Origin of the sequence: Comamonas sp. lk (genome assembly GCF_900564145.1) — a bacterium.
Lineage (GTDB): Bacteria > Pseudomonadota > Gammaproteobacteria > Burkholderiales > Burkholderiaceae_C > Comamonas.
Genome location: NZ_UOOB01000001.1, coordinates 790,626 through 812,605 on the forward strand (window position 1 = coordinate 790,626; position 21,980 = coordinate 812,605).

Sequence of the window (21,980 nt, forward strand, 5' to 3'; positions counted from 1 at the left end):
GGGCCGCCCCCGCAGCGAGGATGTCGTCCCCCTCCCGCTGCAAGGCATCGAGAGAGGGGGAAGGCGCGCAGCGCCTCAGGGGGAGAGGCTCAGTTCGCTGAGCCTAAGCTCAGGCCAGCGTGCTCGCGCAGCGGATGGAAGTGAATCTTGGGGAAACGCTCCTGTGCCAGGCGCACGTCATAGGGGCTGGTGCACAGATAGGCCAGGGTGTCGGCCGCATCGTGCGCCAGGCGCATGGGGTAGGCGTTTTCAAACTCGCGCAGTTCGGCGGGCGAGTCGGCCGTGATCCAGCGTGCGCCTGTGTACTGGCAGCCTTCCAGGCGCACATCGCAGTCGTACTCGGTCTTCAGGCGGTGTTGCACCACTTCGAACTGCAGCTGACCCACGGCGCCCAGCAACATGTTGCCGCCCACATCGGGCTTGAACACCTGGATCGCACCTTCTTCGCCCAGCTGCATCAGACCTTGCTGCAGCTGCTTGGTGCGCAGCGGGTTCTTGAGCACCACGGTCATGAACATTTCGGGTGCGAAGAAGGGCAGTCCGGTGAACTGCAGGCTGGGGCCGTCGGTGATGGAGTCGCCCAGCTGCACGCCGCCGTGGATGGTGAAACCGATGATGTCGCCGGCGTAAGCTTCGTCCACGGCCTCGCGGCGCTGGGACATAAAGGTCACCACCGAGGTGGGACGCAGTTCCTTGCCGGTGCGCTGCACCTTCATCTTCATGCCCGGGGTGTACTTGCCCGAGGCCACGCGCACAAAGGCGATACGGTCGCGGTGGTTGCTGTCCATATTGGCCTGGACCTTGAACACCACGCCGGAGAAGCTCTTATCCTCGGGGCGAACGATTTTCTCTTCGCGGTTGCGGTTCACTTCCGTGAAGGCCACGCGCGGGCCGGGCGGGGGCGACATGTCGACCACGGCATCCAGCACTTCCATCACACCGAAGTTGTTCACACCCGAGCCGAAGAACACGGGCGTCAGCTTGCCGGCCAGAAAGGCTTCGTGGTCCCACTCGGCCGAGGCGCCAACGGCCAGCTCCATGGATTCCAGCGCATCGTCAAAAGCCTGGCCGAAGCGCGCGCGCAGCTTGTCGGCCTCGCTCAGAGGAATGACTTCGAAGTCCTTGGGGCCGCGGTCGCTGCCGGGGGTGAACACCGTCATGCTCTGCGTGCGCAGATTGATGATGCCGCCAAAGCTCTTGCCCTGGCCCACAGGCCAGGTGATGGGGCAGCAGGGCATGCCTAGCTCGCGCTCCACTTCGTCCATGATGTCCAGCGGGTCGCGCACTTCACGGTCAAACTTGTTGACGAAGGTGATGATGGGCGTGTTGCGCTGGCGGCAAACTTCGATCAGGCGGCGGGTCTGCGATTCCACGCCGTTGGCCGCGTCAATCACCATCAGTGCCGAATCCACTGCCGTCAGCACGCGGTAGGTGTCTTCCGAGAAGTCCTTGTGGCCGGGCGTGTCGAGCAGGTTGATCACATGGTCGCGGTAGCTCATCTGCATGACCGAGGAGGCCACCGAGATACCACGTTGCTTTTCAATTTCCATCCAGTCGGAGGTGGCGTGGCGGCTGGCCTTGCGCCCCTTCACCGCGCCGGCAATCTGGATCGCGCCCGAGAACAGCAGCAGCTTTTCGGTCAGCGTGGTCTTACCCGCATCCGGGTGGGAGATGATGGCGAACGTACGACGGCGCCGGGTTTCTGGGGCGTATGACACGGTATTGAATGCAAAGTGGACAGCCTGCGGCAGCGGCTGTCATGCTGAAAGAGGGGTGGCAGGCAAGGGGGCCGACCGCGCAAGGTTTGCCAGCCAAGGCCTGCTGTCTCTGGTCGCAGGCGGTGATGGAATTCCTCGAAGGACGCCATTTTATAGGCCAGCCAATTCTTTGGCCGCAGGCAGGTTAGTGCCCGGTACAGAACCGTCGGTGACGGGCAGAGAGCGGGTATGCGGCGCACAATGCAGCGCTAAACCCCAAGACCGTATTTCCAGGATCGTATTGCCCGCCATGAATCGCGCCACGCAGGATGTGAATCCTTCCTCCGCTCCAGAGTTTCAGGCCGCGCCTGCTGCTGTATGGATTGAGCGCGGAACGCGCGAATATCTGCGCGTCAGCCTGGCCTTGTTCCTGGCGGGTTTCGCCACCTTCTCGCTGCTGTACTGCGTGCAGCCTCTGTTGCCGGCACTGGCCCAGACCTTTGCCGTGAGCCCTGCCCAGAGTGCGCTGGCGCTGTCGGTTTCCACGGCCTGCCTGGCGGTTTCTATCGTGCTGGCCGGTGCGCTGTCCGAAGGTCTGGGGCGGCGCAAGCTGATGTTCATCTCCATGGCGCTGGCCGCCGTGTGCAATCTGGTGGCCTCCTATCTGCCGCATTGGCATGCGCTGCTGGCGGCCCGCGCGCTGGAGGGCATCTTGCTGGGCGGCGTGCCGGCCGTGGCTATGGCTTATCTGTCTGAGGAAATCGATCCCAAGGGCCTGGGTTTTGCCATGGGCCTGTATGTGGGCGGCACGGCGCTGGGTGGCATGCTGGGCCGCGTGGGCATGAGCGCCATGACGGAGTTCTGGGGCTGGCGCCATGCGCTCGCCGCGCTCTCGGTGCTGGATCTGCTGGCGGCGCTGGGCTTTGTCTTGCTGCTGCCCAACTCGCGCAACTTTGTCAAAAAAAGCGGTCTGGGAGCCCGCCACCATCTGCAGGCCTGGGGCAGGCATCTGCAGCACCAGGGCTTGCCGCTGCTGTTTTTGATAGCTTTTGGTCTGATGGGGGTGTTTGTCAGCATTTACAACTACGCCGGCTTTTTTCTCAGTGCTCCACCCTATGGCCTGAACCAGCTGCAGATCAGCTATGTGTTCTATGCCTATCTGTTCGGCATGGTGGCATCGCCGATTGCGGGCGGACTGGCCGACAAGCTGGGGCGCGGCCCGGTGCTGATTGCCGGCACCCTGATCATGGCCGCCGGCGTGGTGTTGACCATGTTCCAGCCTCTGGCCGTCATCGTGCTGGGCATTGTGCTGCTCACCGCCGGTTTTTTTGTCTCGCACTCCGTGGCCAGCAGCTGGGTAGGGCGTCTTGCCACCCAGGCCAAAGGCCATGCTTCCTCGCTGTATCTCTGGGGCTATTACATGGGCTCCAGCGTGCTGGGTGCCGGCGCGGGCTGGTTCTGGTCGCGCTGGGGCTGGACTGGCGTGGGGCAGGTGGCGCTGCTGGTGCTGGCCCTGGTGGTCGCCCTGGTGCTGCGCCTGCAATGGCTGGGCAAGCAGGCCGTCCCGGAGCCCCCCGCATCTTGATGCGGTCTTGATACCGCGCCTGGCAATCTCTATCCGCTCTTGACGGGTTAATTTCTACATTTTCTCCATCGCAACTCAGCCCAGCAAAGGGCTTGCGGGAGGAAATAAATGACTACTAGCTGGATTGAAGCCCTGGCCGCCATTGTGGCGCTGGGGCTGTTTGCCTATTTGGGCTATGCGCTGCTGCGCCCCGAGAACTTCTGAGGGGACTGTCATGCATGCACTACAAGACCTGATCTTTGTCAGCCTCACGGTTGTCTGCTTCGTGGCCCTGCTGGGCTTTGTACGCGCCTTGGTGCGTATCTGAAGGGGGCGTCATCATGTGGTTACCCTGGATGGAATTTGCCGTGGTCCTCACGGTCATGACACTGCTCGCCGTGGTCATGGGCCAATGGCTGGCACGCTGTTTTACCAGCGAGCATCACACCTGGCTGGAACGGCTGACGTATGGCGCCCTGGGCGTCAATCCTCAAGAGCGCATGGGCTGGCAGCGCTATGCCGTGGCCCTGGTGCTGAGCAATGCGGCGATGATGTTGCTGGGCTATCTGATCCTGCGGCTACAGGGCTGGTTGCCGCTGAACCCGTTGGAGATTGCGGCGCAAGAGCCGCACCTGGCTTTCAACACGGCAGCGTCCTTCATCACCAACACCAACTGGCAGGCCTACGCAGGCGAGAGCAGCCTCAGCAATGCCACGCAGATGGCGGCGATCACCTTTCTGATGTTTGCCGGTGCGACTACCGGTGTCGCAGCGGGCGCCGGCTTTGTGCGCGGTCTGGCCCGCTCTAGCAGCAAGGACGTGGGCAATTACTGGGTGGACTATGTGCGCGTGCTGTGGCGCGTGCTGCTGCCCCTGTCCCTGGTGATGGCTCTGGTCTATGTATGGCAGGGCATTCCGCAAACCCTGGGTACCGAGGCCGTGGCCACCACGCTGGAAGGCGCACGTCAGCAGCTGTTGATGGGCCCCGTGGCCAGCCTGGAGAGCATCAAGCACTTGGGCACCAACGGTGGCGGCTTCTTCAGCATGAACGCGGCGCACCCGTTTGAAAACCCCACGCCGCTGACCAATGTGCTGCACATCCTCTCGATGCTGCTGATTCCTGCCGCCATGACCTATGCCTTCGGCTCCATGCTGCTGCGCCGCCGCCAAGGCTGGGTGCTGTTCGGTGCCTGCATGGTGATCTTCATCGGCTTCTTGAGCCTGGTGTTTGTGGCAGAGCAGGGTGGCAGCGATTTGCTGGCACGTGCAGGGGCCGACCAGCAATGGAGTCAGACCCAGTCCGGCGGCAATATGGAAGGCAAGGAGCTGCGTTTCGGCATTGCCGACACCGCCTTGTTTGTGACCACCACCACGGCCGCGACCACGGGCTCGGTCAATGCCATGCACGATTCGCTGACGCCGCTGGGCAGCATCACGCCGCTGGCGCTGATGATGCTCAACTGTGTGTTCGGCGGCGACGGCGTGGGACTGATCAACCTGATTCAGTACGCCATCCTCACGGTGTTTCTGGCCGGCATGATGATTGGCCGCACGCCCGAATTCCTGGGCAAGAAGATCGAGGTACGCGAGATCAAGCTCGTCATGCTCTCGGTGCTGGCCCATCCGGCGGCCATCCTGGGCTTCACCGCGCTGGCCGCGCTGTGGCCCGATGCGGCCGCCAGTCTGAACAACCGCGGCCCGCATGGCTTTTCTGAAATTCTGTACGCCTATGCCTCGGCCACGGCCAATAACGGTTCGGCTTTTGCGGGGCTGAACGCCAACACGCCATTCTTTAACACCACGATTGGCCTGGCCATGATCGCCGGACGCTTTCTGACGCTGCTGCCCCTGCTGGCCGTGGCCGGCAGCATGGCTGCCAAAGCCACGGTACCAGCCGGCCCTGGCACGTTTCCCACGGCCACGCCGCTGTTCATGGGGCTGCTGGTGTTCGTGGTGCTGGTGGTCGGTGGGCTCACCTTCCTGCCCAGCTTGGCGCTGGGCCCGGTGATTGAGCATCTGCAGATGCTGGTCGCTCAGTTGTACGCGTAACGAGAACTTTTGCCAAAGGAGCGGGGCCCGCCTCGCGCCAAGGAGCAAGCTATGAAATCCTCTTCTTCTTTTTCCCTGTCCGCACCGCTTGCTGTGGTGGCAGATGTTGAGTCGCAGCCCAGTTCCTGGGGACAACTCCTGGGCAGCAGCGTGCGCGCCGCAGTGCTGGTGATGCTGGTCACCGGCATTGCCTACCCGCTGCTGACCACGGGCGTGGCCCAGGCCGTGTTTCCGCAGGCAGCCAATGGCAGCCTGGTGATGCGTGACGGCCAGATCGTGGGCTCGGCCCTGATTGGCCAGCAATTCGATGCTGCGGCCTATTTCCACGGTCGACCCAGTGCCACCCTGGGGCCTGATCCCGTCAAGGAGGGCGCCAGCATCGCCACGCCCTACAACGCCGGTGCATCGGGTGCCAGCAATCAGGGCGTAACCCACAAGGATCTGGCCGAGACCGTGGCCGCTCGCGTGGCGCAGTACCGCGCCGACAACGGTCTGGCCGCCGGGGCCGCCGTGCCTGTGGATGCGGTGACGGCTTCGGCCTCGGGCCTCGATCCCCATATCTCGCCGGCCAATGCCGCGTTGCAGCTGCCGCGCGTAGCCAGCGAACGCGGCTTGACGCTGGCGCAGCTGCAGCAACTGGTGAGCCAGAGCACCGAGCAACGCAGCCTGTTTTTTCTGGGCGAGCCACGGGTGAATGTGCTGCAGCTGAATCTGGCGCTGGATGCCTTGGGCAAACCTGCCGTCACCGCCGCTGCGGCCAAGGAGTAAGCCATGAGCAACAAGAATATGAAGGCAGGCAGCAGCCTGTTCGATGCCAAGCTGGTGCGCTCTGCCTTGTGGGGTGCGGTGTGCAAGCTGTCCCCACGCACGCAGTGGGCCAACCCGGTGATGTTCGTGGTCTATCTGGGCGCCATGCTGACCAGTTTGCTGTGGGTGCAGGGCTTGATGGAGCCGGGCAGCGAGAACCTGGGCTTTACGCTGGCGATTGCGCTGTGGCTGTGGTTTACCGTGCTGTTTGCCAACTTTGCTGAAGCGCTGGCCGAGGGCCGCAGCCGCGCCCAGGCCGCCAGCCTGCGCGGCATGAAGCGCGACACCGTGGCCAAGGTGCTGCAGCAGCCGCGCTATGAAAGCTCCTGGATTCCCATGCGTGCCAGCGAGCTGCGCAAGGGCGTGACCTTGCTGGTGGAAGCCGGCGATGTGATTGCGCTGGACGGCACGGTCATCGCAGGCGTGGCCTCGGTGGACGAAAGCGCGATTACCGGCGAGTCGGCTCCGGTGATCCGGGAGGCCGGTGGTGATTTTTCATCTGTCACCGGCGGTACACGCGTGCTGTCCGACTGGCTGGTGATGGAAGTCACCGTCAACCCTGGCGAGTCGTTTCTGGATCGCATGATCTCCATGGTCGAATCGGCTAAGCGCCAGAAAACGCCCAACGAGCTGGCGCTGTCCATCCTGCTGGTGGGTCTGACTCTGGTGTTCTTGTTGGTCATCGTCACGCTGTGGCCCTTCTCGGTCTTTGCCGTGGCGCAGGCCGGTAGCGGCTCGGTGGTCGGCATTGCGGTGCTGGTGGCGCTGCTGGTGTGCCTGATTCCGACCACGATTGGCGGCTTGCTGTCGGCGATTGGCGTGGCAGGCATGAGCCGCATGATGCAGGCCAATGTGATTGCCACGTCGGGCCGAGCCGTGGAGGCGGCCGGCGATGTGGATGTGTTGCTGCTGGACAAGACCGGCACCATCACCCTGGGCAATCGCCAGGCCAGCGAGTTCTTTCCCGCCCCCGGCGTGAGTGCCCAGCAATTGGCCGAGGCGGCCCAGCTGTCATCCCTGGCAGATGAAACCCCTGAAGGCCGCAGCGTGGTGGCTCTGGCCAGAGAACGCCACGGCCTGCCCGAACGCAGCACGGCGGATCTGCAGGCTGAATTCGTGCCGTTTACCGCCCAGACGCGCATGAGTGGCGTGGACCTGTCCACACCCCAGGGCCTGCGCAGCTTGCGCAAAGGCGCGGCCGATGCCGTGCGCCGCCATGTCGAAGCCCTGGGCGGCAGCTTGTCTGCCGCCGTGCAGCAGGCGGTGGACAATGTCTCGCGCAAGGGCAGCACGCCGCTTGTGGTGGCCGATGGGGCCAAGGTGCTGGGGGTGATCGAGCTCAAGGACATCGTCAAACCTGGCATGCGCGAGCGCTTTGCCGAGCTGCGCCGCATGGGCATTCAGACGGTGATGGTGACGGGGGACAACCCGCTTACCGCCGCCGCCATTGCCGCCGAAGCCGGGGTGGACGACTACCTGGCAGAGGCCAGGCCCGAAGACAAGCTGCAGCTGATCCGCAGCCACCAGGCTGCAGGCCGCCTGGTGGCCATGACCGGCGACGGTACCAATGACGCACCGGCCCTGGCCCAGGCCGATGTGGCCGTGGCCATGAACAGCGGCACCCAGGCCGCCAAAGAGGCCGGCAATATGGTGGATCTGGACAGCAACCCCACCAAACTGATCGAGGTGGTGGAAACCGGCAAGCAGATGCTGATGACGCGCGGCGCGCTGACCACTTTCAGCATTGCCAACGATGTGGCCAAGTATTTCGCCATCATTCCTGCTGTCTTCGTGGGCACTTATCCACAGCTGGCCTCGCTCAACGTGATGCAGCTGCACAGCGCGGACTCGGCCATTCTGAGTGCGGTGATCTTCAATGCACTGATCATCATCGCCCTGGTGCCGCTGGCCTTGCGCGGCGTGTCCTACCGCGCCGTGGGTGCCGCCGTGCTGCTGCGCCGCAATCTGCTGATCTATGGCCTGGGCGGGCTGGTCGTGCCCTTTGTCGGTATCAAGCTCATCGACATGCTGCTGGCCGCGCTGGGTCTGGTCTAAGCGTCGGCCTGGGTCTTCTCTTCTCGCTTTCTCTGTCTGTTGCCTTGCCTGCCTTCCATGCCCGTCGCCCATGCGCCGGGGCTGGAGGCGGCTGGCTCTGTTATTCCTCCATCATGTGCCCCTCTTTTAAAAAATCTCTGGTGTTGCTGCGTTCCGTGACTGCGGTTTTTGGCGCGTTAGCCTGTGTGTTTTCAATGCCAAATATGGCTCAAGCCCAGGAATTGACTACGCAAGCAGCTACGTCTTCTGTAGCGCAAGATGCGCCGCAATCCCAGCCTGTGATCAGCGGCAGCCTGGGCTTGCAGTCCGACTACCGCTTTCGCGGCATTTCGCAGACCTGGCGCGGCGCTGCCGTGCAAGGCGGCGTGGAGCTGGCCTTGCCCCGGGGCTGGTATCTGGGAACCTGGCTGTCCAATGTCTCCACCCACAGCTATGGTCAAGGCCAGGGCCTGGAGCACGATCTCTATGGCGGCTGGCGCGGTGACGTGCTGCCAGACTGGAAACTGGATGCCGGCCTGCTGCACTACCGCTACCCCGGTGCGCGCCTGAATGCCGCCGATGGCAGCAGCCAGCGCTTTGATACCACCGAGGCCTATCTGGGCGCCACGCATGGGGGCCTCCAGGTCAAATGGTCGGTGGCGCTGACGCCATACTTCGGCCTGCGTGAAAACACGGCAGCCTCCGCTTTTGCGACGGCGCTCACGCCTGCGGGCAGCAGCCGTGGCAGCCAGTATCTGGATCTGAACTACCAGCATCCGCTGGGCGACTGGGCCACGCTGGGCTTGCATGCGGGCTACACCCATGTGCGCAATTACAGCGAGGTCTCGTATGCGGACTGGCGGGTTTCGCTGGCCAAAACCTGGGGCGCCTGGACGGCCTCTGCCGCCTGGGTGGGAACTTCGGCCGATGCCCGCTATTACAGCGCGGTCAACAGCCAGGGGCGCATGCGCAGCCTGGGTCGCAGCGGTCTGGTTCTGGGTCTGAGTGCCGCATTCTGATGCGGGCGAGAGTGATACGCTGATATCCCCATGCCAAGCAACAACATCTCCATGGCCCTGCGCCCCGATCCCGATGCGCTGGTCGCTCAGTTGCAAGCCGAGCAGCAGCAGGCGCAACGGGGCAAGCTGCGTATTTACTTTGGCTCCAACGCCGGTGTGGGCAAAACTTATGCCATGTTGGCGACCGCGCAGCGCGAGCGCCAGGCGGGCCGGGAGGTACTGGTAGGCCTGGTCGAAACCCATGGCCGGGCCGAGACCGAGCAGCAGCTGCACGCGCTGGAGCTGCTGCCGCGTCGCATGCTCAACTACCAGGGCAAGCAGTTGCCGGAGTTTGATCTGGATGCCGCACTGCTGCGCCGCCCCGGCGTGTTGCTGCTGGACGAGCTGGCCCATAGCAATGTGGCCGGTTCGCGCCACCCCAAGCGTTGGCAGGATGTGCAGGAGCTGCTGGACGCGGGCATCGACGTCTGGACCACGCTGAACGTCCAGCATCTGGAGAGTCTTAACGATGTGGTTGGCGGCATCGTGGGCATACAGGTGCACGAGACCGTGCCCGACCAGATCTTTGATGAAGCCGATGAGGTCATCGTCGTCGATATCCCGCCGGAAGAGCTGCTCAAGCGGCTCAAGTCCGGCAAGGTCTATCCGTTGGAGCAGGCCGAGCGTGCCTCGCGCAACTTCTTTCGCCTGGGAAATCTGCTGGCCTTGCGCGAGCTGGCGCTGCGCCGCACGGCTGATCGCGTGGACGAAGACATGCGCGACTACCGGCGCGAGCGCGCGATTGGCGAAGTCTGGCCCGCACGCGAGCGGCTGCTGGTCGGCATTGGCGGCCGTGCCGGCGATGGTGCGCTGGTGCGCCAGGTGGCGCGGCTGGCGCGTCGGCTGGAGGCCGAGTGGGTGGTGGTCTATGTGGACGCGCCCGAGCGCCAGCACCGCCCGCGCCCCGCGCAGGAAGCCGTGCTCAAGACGCTGGCGCTGGCGGCGCGCCTGGGCGCGGATACCGCCACCATTCCCGGTGCCGATGTGGCGCAGGCGCTGGTGGACTTTGCGCGTGAGCGCAACGCCAGCCATCTGGTGCTGGCGCGGGTGCAGCAGCGCCTCAATCGCTGGCTGCCATGGCGGAGGCCCAGCCTGCCTGAGCAGATCGCTTTGCTCAACCCGGGTTTGGACGTGCTGGTGCTGTCGGTCAATAGCTCCAGAAACGAGAGCGTTCCTCCTGAGCCGGTCAGCGCAAACCGTGGTTTTTCCTGGAAGGGATATCTGGGCGTCACGCTGGCCTGTTTTGCTGCAGCCGGTCTGGCAGAACTATTGCTGGAGGTGTTTGACCCGGCCAATGTGGTCATGTTGTTCCTTTTGGTAGTGGTGCTCTCGTCCCTGCGCTGGGGGCGCGGGCCGGGCGCCTGGGCGGCACTGCTGTCGGTGCTGCTCTTCGATTTTTACTTTGTGCCGCCGCGCAACTCCTTCAGCGTCAATGACACGCAGTACATCTTCACTTTCTGTCTGATGCTGGGCGTGGCCCTGGTCTGCGGTCAGCTGATGGCGCGGCTGCGCCGCGAGGCCAGGGTGGCGGCCGAGCGCGAGCGGCGCGCCGGTGCGCTGGCGCGGCTGGCGCGGGATCTGTCGGGTGCGCTCACGCAGGAGCAGGTCACGCAGATTGCTCTGACCACCATCGCCGGCGTGTTCGATGCCCAAGCCGGTCTGCTGCTGCCGGACAGTGAAGAGCAGCTGCATATTGTCAGCGGCAGCGAAGGCGTGATCGACACCAGCGTGGCCCGCTGGAGCATGGAGCATGGCCAGATGGCCGGCCACGGCACCGACACCTTGGCCGCCACTGCGGCGCTGTATGTGCCGCTGATGGCGCCTGTGCGCTCCCGCGGCGTGCTGGCGCTGCAGCTGCGTCAGCCCGAGCGCCTGCGTGTACCCGAGGAACGGCGCCTGCTGGACGCCTGTGCCAGCCAGATCTCCCTGGCGCTGGAGCGCGTGCACTTTGTGCAGGTGGCGCAGCAGACCCAGGTGGCCATGGAAGGCGAGCGCATGCGCAACACCTTGCTGTCTGCCGTGTCGCACGATTTGCGCACCCCGCTGACCGGCATTCTGGGGGCGGCGCAGGCTGCCTTGCCGCATGCGCCTGCCGGCCCTGCGGCGGATATGCTGGTGCAGATACGCAATCAGGCCCAGGCCATGCAGCAGTTGGTGGACAACCTGCTGGCCATGGCACGCCTGCAGCAAGGCGGCGTGCATCTGAAGCGCGAATGGTTGCCGGTGGACGAGTTGGTGGGCAGCGCCCTGCAGCAGATGCGCGAGCGCCTGGCGGCCCATGTGCTGCGCACCGATGTGCCTGTGGATTTGCCGCTGCTGCATATCGATGCCGTGCTGATGGAGCGCGTGCTGGTGAATCTGCTGGACAACGCGGCCAAGTACACGCCGCCGGGCACGCCGATTACCGTGGCTGCGCGGCTGGATGGAGCGGACTGCCTGGTCACCGTGCAGGATGCCGGCCCCGGCTTGCCCGCCCATGTGGAGCCGGTGCAGCTGTTCGAGCCGTTTACACGCGGCGAAACCGAATCTGCCGTCTCCGGCATGGGGCTGGGGCTGACGCTGGCGCAGCGCATTGTGAAAGTGCATGGCGGCAGCCTGCAGGCCGAAACGCTGGAGCCGGGGCCGGGAACCGTGTTCACCATCCGCATGCCCGTGCCGGATCAGCCGGCCATTGATGAATAGCGCCGACAATGCTTTGCCAGATTGAGCTTTGAGACATGAACCACGCAGCCCCCCGCATTTTGCTGATTGAAGACGATGCCAGCATCCGCCGCTTTGTGCGCCTGGCATTGGAAGACGAAGGCTGGCAGGTGTTCGAGGCCGACACCGCCAAGCGCGGCCTGATCGAAGCTGCCAGCCGCCAGCCCGATGCCGTGGTGCTGGATCTGGGACTGCCCGATGCCGATGGCAAAAGCGTGATCAGCGAGCTGCGCGGCTGGAGCCAGCTACCTATCCTGGTGCTTTCGGCGCGCGAGCGTGAGGAAGAAAAAGTGGCGGCCCTTGATGCCGGGGCCGACGACTATCTGAGCAAGCCCTTTGGCATTCCCGAGCTGCTGGCTCGTCTGCGCGTGATGCTGCGTCGCCGCCAGCAATCCACGGCCGGCGACAGGAGCGGCAGCCTGGCCCGTTTTGGCGATGTGACGGTGGATCTGGCAAGTCATGAAGTGCGGCGCGGCGATGCCTTCATTCACCTGACGCCGATTGAATTTCGCCTGCTGGCGGCCTTGATCGCCGGGCACGGCCGGGTGCTGACCCATAGGCAATTGCTGCTGCAGGTCTGGGGGCCTGAATACCTGGACAGGCCCCACTATCTGCGCGTTCACATGGCCAATCTGCGCCAGAAGCTGGAAGTGGACGCGGCCCAGCCCCGCCATCTGTTGACCGAACTGCAAGTGGGCTACCGGATTGTGGGGTTATGAGAGTGTGTTGACGGTCTCCTCGGCGCCGCGCCAGTGTCTTTGCGGGATGAGATGCTAGGCGCGGGTGCGCAGCAAGGCTGTTGCCTTGCAAGCGACCGCAACACCGCAGACCGCCCCTGGCCGGGCGCCCGCAAAGGCACGGGCCCCAAGGGTTGAGGCGCAATCGGGCGATTTCTTCGCGCTGCGGCTGGCTTGCACCCCGGTGCAAGTGGCTCCACATCGCTTCGAACTCATCCCGATTGCGCCTCAACGCGGCTGCGTAGAGATCGTCAACACACTCTCTGTGCCTATACCCTTATAATTGCCGTCCATCCGAGGAGCGTTGCAGCGTTCCCCAGCCGGCCAAGAGCTAGGCACCAGCGGGGCGTGAGGCTCGGATCCTTCGATTTATCGATTCCGCAACGACGCTCACCCACGCTTTCTGTGCGGTGAGATGGCTTATCCCTCTTCTTCCGCTGAACGTGGTTTTTCATTCATTTTTTGGAGAAAACCATGAACGCTGCTGTTCGCTTCAACCCTGCCGATTCGGCCATCACCGACATCACCCTGGCCGACTGGGGTCGCAAGGAAATCCGCATCGCGGAAACCGAAATGCCCGGCCTGATGGCCATCCGCGAAGAATTCGCTGCTGCCCAGCCTCTGAAGGGCGCGCGCATCACCGGCTCGCTGCACATGACCATTCAAACGGCCGTGCTGATCGAGACCCTGAAGGACCTGGGTGCCGACGTGCGCTGGGCTTCGTGCAACATTTTCTCCACCCAGGACCACGCTGCCGCCGCCATCGCTGCCACCGGCACTCCCGTGTACGCCATCAAGGGCGAGTCGCTGGAAGACTACTGGAACTACACCCACAGCATCTTTGAATTCGGCGCCGCCGGCACCGAAAACGAAGGCCCCAACATGATTCTGGACGACGGCGGCGATGCCACCATGCTGTTGCACCTGGGTCAGAAGGCCGAGAAGGATCTGTCCGTGCTGGCCAACCCCGGCAGCGAAGAAGAAAAAATCGTCTTTGCCGCCATCAAGGCCAAGCTGGCTGTTGATGCCACCTGGTACACCCGCAAGTCGGCCCAGATCCTGGGCGTGACCGAAGAGACCACCACCGGCGTGCACCGCCTCAACGATATGTCGGCCAACGGCAGCCTGCTGTTCCGCGCCATCAACGTGAACGACTCGGTGACCAAGTCCAAGTTCGACAACCTGTACGGCTGCCGCGAATCGCTGGTGGATGGCATCAAGCGCGCCACCGACGTGATGATCGCCGGCAAGGTCGCTTGCGTGGCCGGTTACGGCGACGTGGGCAAGGGCTGCGCCCAGGCTCTGCGCGCCTTGAGCGCCCAGGTGTGGGTGACAGAAGTCGATCCCATCAACGCCCTGCAAGCCGCCATGGAAGGCTACAAGGTCGTGACCATGGAATATGCCGCCGACAAGTGCGACATCTTCGTGACCACCACCGGCAACAAGGACATCATTCGCCACGAGCACATGGTGGCCATGAAGGACCAGGCCATCGTCTGCAACATCGGTCACTTCGACAATGAAATCGACGTGGCTTCGATCGAGAAGTACGAGTGGGAAGAAGTCAAGCCCCAGGTGGATCAGATCAAGTTCCCCGACGGCAAGAAGATCACCCTGCTGGCCAAGGGCCGTCTGGTGAACCTGGGTTGCGCCACCGGCCACCCCAGCTTTGTGATGAGCGCTTCGTTTGCCAACCAGACCATCGCCCAGATCGAGCTGTTCACACGCCCTGATGCCTACGAAGTAGGTAAGGTCTATGTGCTGCCCAAGCTGCTGGACGAAAAGGTGGCCCGTCTGCACCTGAAGAAGGTCGGCGCCATGCTGACCGAACTGACCGATGCCCAAGCTGCCTACATCGGTGTGAAGAAGGAAGGCCCTTACAAGCCTGAAACCTACCGCTATTAATTTGCGGTAGCTGCTGCACCGGCTGTTGAAGGCCGGTGCAGGCTCATTTATTTGATAGCTGTCAGCGCTGGATTTTTCTAAATTTCAGATGAATTCAATGCCGATAGTCAATGCAGTCAAGCGTTAGCCGCTGCAAAAAATACAGTACTCAAAGCCCCGCTGCGTGTTGTTGCGCAGTGCCCGGCGCTGGATGTTTCAAAGGAAGCGACGCTATGCGCGCAGATGTTTTTTTGGTGGAAGCCGGTCATGCCTCCACACGCTCCCAGGCCCAGCGCCTGATTGCTTCGGGTGTGGAGTGGCGCTTGACGCCTCTGGCGCCGTGGAAGAAGGTTGCCAAGAACGGTGACGAGATTCCTGCGGGTGCCGAGTTGCAGCTGCTGGACGCGGCCGAGGCCAAATACATCTCGCGCGGCGGCCTGAAGCTGGAAGGCGCTTTGCTGGCCACGGGCCTGAAGGTGGCCGGTCTGCGCTGCCTGGATGTGGGCCAGAGCACGGGCGGTTTTACCGACTGCCTGCTGCAGCAAGGCGCAAGCCAGGTCATAGGCGTGGATGTGGGGCACGGCCAGTTGCATGATCGCCTGCGCGCCGACGAGCGCGTGATCTGCGTGGAAGGGCTGAACGCCCGCGCCATGACGGCCGAGAGCCTGATCGATGCCTGCGAGGAAGTGCTGTCCGAGCGTTGGGAAGAAGACGCCGACGACAACGACACCCAGCCCGTGGCGCCCTATGCCTGGATGCGCAACGGCGGTCTGATCGACGAAGAGTACGACGACAGCGAAGACGCCAAAGAGCAGGACATTGAAAAGTTCAAGCTCGAACGCGCCAGCAAGACCAAGGCCCGCGAAGAAGGCACGATTGCTACCGAGCGCCGCCGCAAGGCCGAGTTTGCCGATGTGAACGTGACGCCAGAATTCGATTTCGTGACCGGCGATGTCTCCTTCATCTCGCTGACCCTGGTGCTGCCAGCCGTCGTACGTCTGCTCAAGCCCAACGGCCATCTGCTGATGCTGGTCAAGCCCCAGTTCGAGCTGCAGCCAGGCCAGGTGGGCAAGGGCGGCATTGTGCGCGATGCGGCCCTGTTCGCCGAAGTCGAGCAGCGCATTCGCGAATGCCTGGACGGCCTGGGCCTGAAGGTGCTCAAGTGGCTGGATTCGCCCATCGAAGGCGGAGACGGCAACCATGAGTTCTTTGTCCATGCCCAGCAAGGTGCCCAGGTGCAAGCGTTGCCTGAAGTGCCTGCCGATGCGGCGCCCGCCAAGCCGGCGGTCAAGCGCGTATCGCGTACCACGCTGCGCGAGCAGCGCAATGAGCGTGTGATCAATCTAGACCCTGAAGCCGACAGCTTCGGCCAGCCCGGACCTGCACGCCCCAAGCAAAAAAAGCGCAACGAACGCTGAACGTTCTTAGCCCAGCGCATTGCACTCGTGATTTGACCCCGTGATTTGATTCAGAGACCAAGACCGCCATGAGTTTTCCGATCAGCTTCGAGTTTTTCCCCACCAAGACGCCCGAGGGCGCGGCCAAGCATGTGGGCGTGCGCCAGGCGCTGTATGCGCGCAAGCCGCAGTTTTGCTCCGTCACCTACGGTGCCGGCGGCTCTACCCAGTCCGGCACTTTCACCATGGTGGGGGATATCCAGAACGAGGGCGTGAGCGCGGCTTCGCACTTTTCCTGTATCGGAGCCACGCATGAGTCGGTGCGCAATGAGTTGAGCGCTCTCAAGGCCATGGGCGTCAAGCGCATCGTGGCCTTGCGCGGCGATCTGCCCAGCGGTTATGGCCTGGGTGGCGAGTTCCACTACGCCAGCGATCTTGTGGCTTTCGTGCGACAGGAATTCGGTGACTGGTTTCATATAGAAGTGGCCGCTTACCCTGAGTTTCACCCGCAATCAAAGTCCCCACGCGCCGATCTGGACGCATTTGTCGCTAAAGTACGGGCTGGCTCAGATTCCGCCATCACGCAATACTTCTACAATGCCGACGCATATTTCCGGTTTGTAGAGTCCGTGAGTGGCATGGGAGTCGATGTTCCGGTCGTACCCGGCATCATGCCTATCACCAGCTCCACACAGCTGATGCGCTTCTCGGACGCCTGCGGCGCCGAGATCCCGCGCTGGATACGCCTGCGTCTGCAGGCCTTCGGAGATGACACTGCCTCCATCCGTTCCTTCGGACTGGACGTGGTGACCCATCTCTGCGAACAACTGCGCAGCCAGGGAGCTCCCGGGCTGCACTTTTATACGATGAACCAGAGCGTCGCCACTCTGGAGATCTGCGACCGACTGGGGCTGTAAGCGCACAACGCAACACGCCCGGCGGTGCAGTCTTGGGCGGCACTCACTTGAGCTAGTCAAGGAGATCCCGTCCATGCACATTCTGTTGTCGCGATGGCGTTGTTGTCAGTGGTGGGTTTTGGGTGCTGCCACGGCCATTCTGGCCGGTTGCGCGCCCACACCCGAGTCCGGTGCCGATAGCGGCCAGACTCAAACCTCCGCGCGTGCCGCGATCAAGGGTGGCAAGCGCACAGGTTCTCCCGGAGTCTCCGAGTCCCTGCCCGACGCTTATGCGCGCAGCCAGTACCGCGACAAAGGCTTGGGCATGCGTGCCAACAAGCCTGCCGATGCGGACCGGGCCGAAACGCCGGAAGACGTCAACAAATATGAGCTGAACCCTCCGCGCGAGAGCGATCAGCAAGGCCAGGCCTCCTGGTATGGCGAGCAGTTCCATGGCCGCAAAACCGCCAGCGGCGAGCGCTTCGATCTCAACGAATTGACGGCAGCCCACAAGACGCTGCCATTCGGTACCCGTGTGTGCGTGCGCAGCGCGGTGACCGGCAAAAGCGTGGTGGTTCGCATCAACGATCGCGGGCCGTTTGCGCCCGGGCGCGTTATCGATTTGAGCAAGGCTGCGGCGCAGGAGCTTGGCATGCTGGGTCTGGGCATCAAACCCGTGGAGCTGTGGCAGCTCGATGCGGATGAGGACGAGTGTCCGGCTCAGCTCAATGCATCGGCAAAGAAGAAGCCGCGCAGCAGCACCGCCAGTGCCAAGGCGAGCAGTGTGGCCAAAAGCAAGCCACGAGCCGTTGCACGCCAGAAAATCACGACCAAGGCCACAGCGTCCAAGGTGGTGGCGGGCAATACGCGACGCAAATAAGCCGGCCGCCGCGCCATTGAGACAGCATCAAAAAAGGGGCTTGCAGCCCCTTTTTCTGTTTTTGACCTCCGGTCAGAGGCCGCTCGGTTTTAGCCGCCGGACTCCAGCGTGAAGGCCGCATTGCCGTCCTGGCCCAGCAGCTTGACCAGCTGCGGCATGGCGGGCTTGAGCTGCTCCTTCAGATTGAAGGGCGGGTTGATCAGGAACATGCCGCTGGCGGGCAGACCGCCACGTTCGGAAGTCTTGTTGCTCTTGACCGTGAGCGTGGCGTGCAGCCAGCTCTTGCCGGCCTTGGTGGCCATGGTTTTGAGGCGCTTGGGCAGATCATGGGCGTCGGGGCGCGGAATGATGGGATACCAGATGGCGTAGGTGCCGGTGGGAAAGCGCTTCATGCTGTCCGTCACCATGTCCAGCACCCGGCCGTAGTCGCTCTTCATTTCATAGCTTGGGTCGCACAGCAGCAGTGCGCGGCGCGATGGCGGGGGCAGGAATTTCTTCACGCCCTCAAATCCGTCCTCGGGCAGCACGGTCACTTGTCGGTGTCTTTCCAGCTGGCCCAGATTGCCCGCCAGGGAGCGCATGTCGGTAGGGTGCAGCTCAAAGGCCTTCAGGCGGTCGTGCGGGCGCAGCAGCGCCTGGGCGATGAAGGGCGAGCCAGGGTAGTTGCGCAGTTTTTCGCCCTGGTTGAAGGAGCGCACCATCTGCATATAGTCCTGCAGCACAGGGGCCAGCTCGGCCTGATTGGCTGCGGCCATGCGCAGCACGCCTTCTTCGGCCTCGCCGCTTTTGTTGGCGTAGTCGCCGTCCAGGCGGTACAGGCCGGCGCCGGCGTGGGTGTCGAGCACCGTCAGCGCAGCCTCCTTTTGCGTGAGGTATTGCACGGTGGCAATCAGGACGGTGTGCTTGAGCACATCGGCATGGTTGCCGGCATGGAAGGCGTGGCGATAACTGAACATAGGTGCTGATGGTAACCAGCCGCGCGACGCTCGTGAAGGCGTGTGGTGAAGGGCGATGCCCTTGGCGGCTGAAAGTTGTATGGGGGCCGAAAAACCGCGGTCAAACCGTTGCTGTGAAGAGGCAAATGGCCTTATTTGCCACAGCCTTTGGACGGAAACGACACGTGCTGCGGTGTTTTTGTATAATTGCGGGCTTCGCAGCGATTTTATGAGTCCCGCGGCGAAGTCTTTGGCTGTACTTGCTATAGCCCTAGAAATACCGCCTAAGAGGCTTCCTTTAAAGGTTTTCCTTTTTGAGAAGAAGCACCGACCGCGGAAAAGGACTCGCCAAACCCTCTTGAAAGAGAAAACTCATGTCTACATTCAGCGCAAAGCCCGCTGAGGTGCAACACGAGTGGTTTGTGATTGACGCCACCGATAAGGTGCTCGGACGTGTCGCCAGCGAAGTGGCACTCCGTCTGCGCGGCAAGCACAAAGCCATTTACACACCTCACGTTGATACCGGTGACTACATCGTCATCATCAATGCATCCAAGATCAAGGTCACTGGTACCAAGAATCTGGACAAGGTGTACTACCGTCACTCCGGTTACCCAGGCGGCATCACTGCCACCAACTTCCGCGATCTGCAGACGAAGTTCCCTGGCCGTGCTCTGGAAAAGGCCGTCAAGGGCATGCTGCCCAAGGGTCCTCTGGGCTACGCCATGATCAAGAAGCTGAAGGTGTACGGCGGTGCTGAACACCCCCATACCGCTCAGCAGCCCAAGGCTCTGGAAATCTAAGGAGACTAGAGATGATTGGTGATTGGAACAATGGTACCGGCCGTCGCAAGTCCAGCGTCGCACGTGTATTTCTGAAGAAGGGCTCCGGCAAGATCTCTGTGAATGGCAAAGACATTCAACAGTACTTCGGCCGCGAAACTTCCATCATGATCGCGAAGCAGCCTCTGGCTCTGACCGAGAACCTGGAAACTTTCGACATCCAGATCAACGTCCACGGTGGCGGTGAATCTGGTCAGGCTGGCGCAGCCCGCCACGGCATCACCCGTGCCCTGATCGACTATGACGCAGCTCTGAAGCCCGTCCTGAGCCAAGCCGGCTTTGTGACTCGCGATGCTCGTGAAGTCGAACGTAAGAAGGTCGGTCTGCGCTCCGCACGCCGCGCCAAGCAGTTCTCGAAGCGTTAATTCGCTTCCACTGCAGGAAGGTCTGTCTGGCTTGCCAGCTGGGCCTTCCCACAAAAAAGCCGCCTCGAACGCAAGTTTTCGGCGGCTTTTTTGTGGGCGTCTCAACGCTCTTGGTGGCGGCTGCAAATGCCCTTACAGGGCCTGTCGACAAAGTGGCAGGGTCTGAATTCCCGAGCCTGTTGCTGTACCATTTCGACTAATCAAGAAAACTACGGAGTGTTGCCATGAGCGCCGTTGCTGAATCCCCCACCACAGAAATGCCCGCCCCCATCGTCTTTACGGACAGCGCTGCCGCCAAGGTGGCCGATCTGATCGCCGAAGAGGGCAACCCCGATCTGAAACTGCGCGTGTTTGTGCAGGGTGGCGGCTGCTCGGGTTTTCAATATGGTTTCACTTTTGATGAAATCACCAACGAAGACGACACCACCATGACCAAGAACGGTGTGTCCCTGCTGATCGATGCCATGAGCTACCAGTACCTGCTGGGCGCCGAGATCGATTACAAGGAAGACCTGCAAGGTGCCCAGTTCGTGATCAAGAACCCGAATGCCACCACTACCTGTGGCTGCGGTTCCAGCTTCTCGGTTTAAGCGCATGGAGGCCGGCGCACCAGCTGCTGCTGCGCTGGTGAACGCACACTTGAAAGCCGCTGCCTGACAGCGGCTTTTTTGCGTCTGATGCATAGGAATTTTCTGGAGAAGGCTGATGGGAGAGATGACTGCGCCCGGCAGTGCGCCGCATAAAGAACGTTTGCTGTGGCTGGTCGCCATAGGCTTTTTCATGCAGTCGCTGGATGCGACCATTCTCAACACAGCCCTGCCGTCCATGGCCGAGGCGCTGGGCGAGAGCCCGTTGAAGATGCAGTCCGTCATCGTGGCTTATGCGCTGACCACGGCCATGCTGATTCCGGCCACGGGCTGGGTGGCGGATCGCTTTGGCACGCGCCGCATATACGGTTGGGCGATTGCCTTGTTTGTCATCGGCTCGGTGCTGTGCGCGCTCTCGCCCAGCCTGCCGTTTCTGATCGCGGCCCGGGTGGTGCAGGGCGTGGGCGGAGCCATGATGCTGCCCGTGGGGCGGCTGGCCGTGCTGCGCACTTATCCGCGCGGCGAGTTCATCCGGGCCATGAGTTTCATTGCCATCCCGGGTCAGGTCGGGCCCTTGCTAGGCCCTACGCTAGGGGGCTGGATGGTGGAGTACGCCTCCTGGCACTGGATCTTCTGGATCAACGTGCCGGTGGGCATGCTCGGCCTGTGGGCCACCTGGCGCTGGTTTCCCAAGTCCCCGCCGGTGCAGGTGCGCAAGTTTGACGGTGCGGGCTATGCCTTGCTGGCTTTTGGCATGGTGGCGATTTCGATTGCGTTGGATGGCATGTCCGGCATGGGGCTGGGCATGGCCTTGGTGGTCGTGCTCATGGTGTTTGGTCTGGCCAGCCTGGCCAGTTACTGGATGCACGCCCTGCGTACCGAAACGCCCTTGTTCCCTCCGGCGCTGTTCAGCGTGCGTTCGCTGCGCGTGGGCCTGCTGGGCAATCTGTTTACCCGCTTTGGCAGCGGTGCTGCGCCGTTTCTGATTCCGCTGCTGCTGCAGATCGGTCTGAAGATGTCGCCCATGAACGCCGGCATGATGATGCTGGCCACCGTGACCGGCAGCATGCTGGTCAAACGGGTGGCGGTGCGCACCGTGCAGCGTTTTGGTTACAAACGGGTGCTGCAGGTCAACTCCGTGATGTTGGCGGTGATGCTGGGCTCGTTCAGTCTGGTGACGGTGGGTACGCCGACCTGGCTGATTCTGCTGCAGCTGTTCATCTTTGGCGGCTTCAACTCCATGCAGTTTTCCGCCATGAATTCCGTCACGCTCAAGGACATGGAGGGCGAGTTTGCCAGCAGCGGCAACAGCCTGCTGTCCATGGTGCAGATGCTGGCCATGAGCATGGGGGTGGCCATCGCCGGCGCGCTGCTGACGGGCTATGCCGAGATGTGGCCCGGTGATGTGGACGACCGCATGCTGGCCATTCGCGCCACTTTTGCCACGGTGGCGCTGATGACGCTGGCCGCCACGCTGGTGTTCAGTCAGCTGGAAACGGATGAGCCCGTGCGGCCCGCGCCCGATGGCGGCGATGCTTGAGTCTTATCA

At 62.7% G+C, this 21,980-nt stretch carries 18 protein-coding genes and 1 riboswitch; of the genes, 16 read left to right on the top strand and 2 right to left on the bottom strand.

Translation table 11 applies throughout. From position 1 onward, the window contains the following. Nucleotides 1-89 precede the first annotated feature (89 nt). Nucleotides 90-1,718, bottom strand: a complete 1,629-nt coding sequence (locus tag EAO39_RS03600) for a peptide chain release factor 3 (protein ID WP_120966191.1) — start codon at nucleotides 1,716-1,718, stop codon at nucleotides 90-92. Nucleotides 1,719-2,007: 289 nt separating this feature from the next. Here EAO39_RS03600 and EAO39_RS03605 point away from each other — a divergent pair, with 289 nt between their 5' ends. From EAO39_RS03605 to EAO39_RS03660, 12 genes are all read left to right on the top strand, one after another. Then, on the top strand, nucleotides 2,008-3,282 hold the full coding sequence (locus EAO39_RS03605) for an MFS transporter (protein WP_120966192.1): 1,275 nt from the start codon (nucleotides 2,008-2,010) through the stop codon (nucleotides 3,280-3,282). Between the two features lie 108 nt (nucleotides 3,283-3,390). Beyond that, nucleotides 3,391-3,486, top strand: coding sequence for a K(+)-transporting ATPase subunit F (gene kdpF / locus EAO39_RS03610; protein WP_120966193.1), 96 nt, complete (start codon nucleotides 3,391-3,393; stop codon nucleotides 3,484-3,486). Between the two features lie 116 nt (nucleotides 3,487-3,602). Continuing rightward, nucleotides 3,603-5,309 (top strand): potassium-transporting ATPase subunit KdpA, encoded by a 1,707-nt coding sequence (gene kdpA / locus EAO39_RS03615; protein ID WP_120966194.1) that lies wholly within the window; start codon nucleotides 3,603-3,605, stop codon nucleotides 5,307-5,309. 51 nt (nucleotides 5,310-5,360) lie between these two features. Then, entirely contained in the window at nucleotides 5,361-6,077 is a 717-nt protein-coding gene (gene kdpC, locus EAO39_RS03620) for a K(+)-transporting ATPase subunit C (protein WP_120966195.1), read from the top strand. A 3-nt stretch (nucleotides 6,078-6,080) separates the two neighbouring features. Next, entirely contained in the window at nucleotides 6,081-8,171 is a 2,091-nt protein-coding gene (gene kdpB, locus EAO39_RS03625) for a potassium-transporting ATPase subunit KdpB (RefSeq protein WP_120966196.1), read from the top strand. A 203-nt stretch (nucleotides 8,172-8,374) separates the two neighbouring features. Continuing rightward, a complete protein-coding gene (locus EAO39_RS03630; protein WP_240466888.1) occupies nucleotides 8,375-9,169 on the top strand; it encodes a TorF family putative porin in 795 nt (264 codons plus the stop codon). A 30-nt stretch (nucleotides 9,170-9,199) separates the two neighbouring features. Then, the gene (locus EAO39_RS03635) at nucleotides 9,200-11,890 is read left to right on the top strand and encodes a sensor histidine kinase KdpD (RefSeq protein ID WP_120966198.1); all 2,691 of its coding nucleotides are present in this window, start codon (nucleotides 9,200-9,202) and stop codon (nucleotides 11,888-11,890) included. Nucleotides 11,891-11,925: 35 nt separating this feature from the next. Further along, nucleotides 11,926-12,627 (top strand): response regulator, encoded by a 702-nt coding sequence (locus EAO39_RS03640; RefSeq protein ID WP_120966199.1) that lies wholly within the window; start codon nucleotides 11,926-11,928, stop codon nucleotides 12,625-12,627. A 308-nt stretch (nucleotides 12,628-12,935) separates the two neighbouring features. Beyond that, nucleotides 12,936-13,044: riboswitch (S-adenosyl-L-homocysteine riboswitch) on the top strand. Between the two features lie 75 nt (nucleotides 13,045-13,119). After that, nucleotides 13,120-14,550 (top strand): adenosylhomocysteinase, encoded by a 1,431-nt coding sequence (gene ahcY / locus EAO39_RS03645; protein ID WP_120966200.1) that lies wholly within the window; start codon nucleotides 13,120-13,122, stop codon nucleotides 14,548-14,550. Between the two features lie 212 nt (nucleotides 14,551-14,762). Next, the gene (locus EAO39_RS03650) at nucleotides 14,763-15,947 is read left to right on the top strand and encodes a TlyA family RNA methyltransferase (protein WP_120966201.1); all 1,185 of its coding nucleotides are present in this window, start codon (nucleotides 14,763-14,765) and stop codon (nucleotides 15,945-15,947) included. Nucleotides 15,948-16,015: 68 nt separating this feature from the next. Further along, nucleotides 16,016-16,843: a methylenetetrahydrofolate reductase [NAD(P)H] gene (gene metF / locus EAO39_RS03655; protein ID WP_120966202.1), complete on the top strand. Its 828-nt coding sequence runs from the start codon at nucleotides 16,016-16,018 to the stop codon at nucleotides 16,841-16,843. A gap of 73 nt (nucleotides 16,844-16,916) precedes the next feature. After that, nucleotides 16,917-17,702, top strand: a complete 786-nt coding sequence (locus EAO39_RS03660; RefSeq protein ID WP_240466889.1) for a septal ring lytic transglycosylase RlpA family protein — start codon at nucleotides 16,917-16,919, stop codon at nucleotides 17,700-17,702. An 89-nt stretch (nucleotides 17,703-17,791) separates the two neighbouring features. Here the strand turns inward: EAO39_RS03660 and rlmJ are convergent, their stop codons facing one another. Next, nucleotides 17,792-18,658: a 23S rRNA (adenine(2030)-N(6))-methyltransferase RlmJ gene (rlmJ, locus tag EAO39_RS03665; RefSeq protein WP_120966203.1), complete on the bottom strand. Its 867-nt coding sequence runs from the start codon at nucleotides 18,656-18,658 to the stop codon at nucleotides 17,792-17,794. Nucleotides 18,659-19,011: 353 nt separating this feature from the next. On the opposite strand from rlmJ, the gene rplM reads away from it, so the two are divergent. The 4 genes from rplM to mdtD all read left to right on the top strand — a co-directional run bounded on the left by rplM (nucleotide 19,012) and on the right by mdtD (nucleotide 21,971). Then, on the top strand, nucleotides 19,012-19,440 hold the full coding sequence (gene rplM / locus EAO39_RS03670) for a 50S ribosomal protein L13 (protein ID WP_120966204.1): 429 nt from the start codon (nucleotides 19,012-19,014) through the stop codon (nucleotides 19,438-19,440). An 11-nt stretch (nucleotides 19,441-19,451) separates the two neighbouring features. Next, nucleotides 19,452-19,844, top strand: coding sequence for a 30S ribosomal protein S9 (rpsI, locus tag EAO39_RS03675; protein WP_120966205.1), 393 nt, complete (start codon nucleotides 19,452-19,454; stop codon nucleotides 19,842-19,844). 224 nt (nucleotides 19,845-20,068) lie between these two features. After that, complete coding sequence (erpA, locus tag EAO39_RS03680; protein WP_120966206.1) at nucleotides 20,069-20,434, top strand: iron-sulfur cluster insertion protein ErpA; 366 nt, start codon at nucleotides 20,069-20,071, stop codon at nucleotides 20,432-20,434. 115 nt (nucleotides 20,435-20,549) lie between these two features. Then, nucleotides 20,550-21,971 carry a multidrug transporter subunit MdtD gene (gene mdtD, locus EAO39_RS03685; protein ID WP_120966207.1) on the top strand — a complete coding sequence of 474 codons (1,422 nt, stop codon included), beginning with the start codon at nucleotides 20,550-20,552 and terminating at the stop codon, nucleotides 21,969-21,971. Nucleotides 21,972-21,980: the final 9 nt, after the last annotated feature.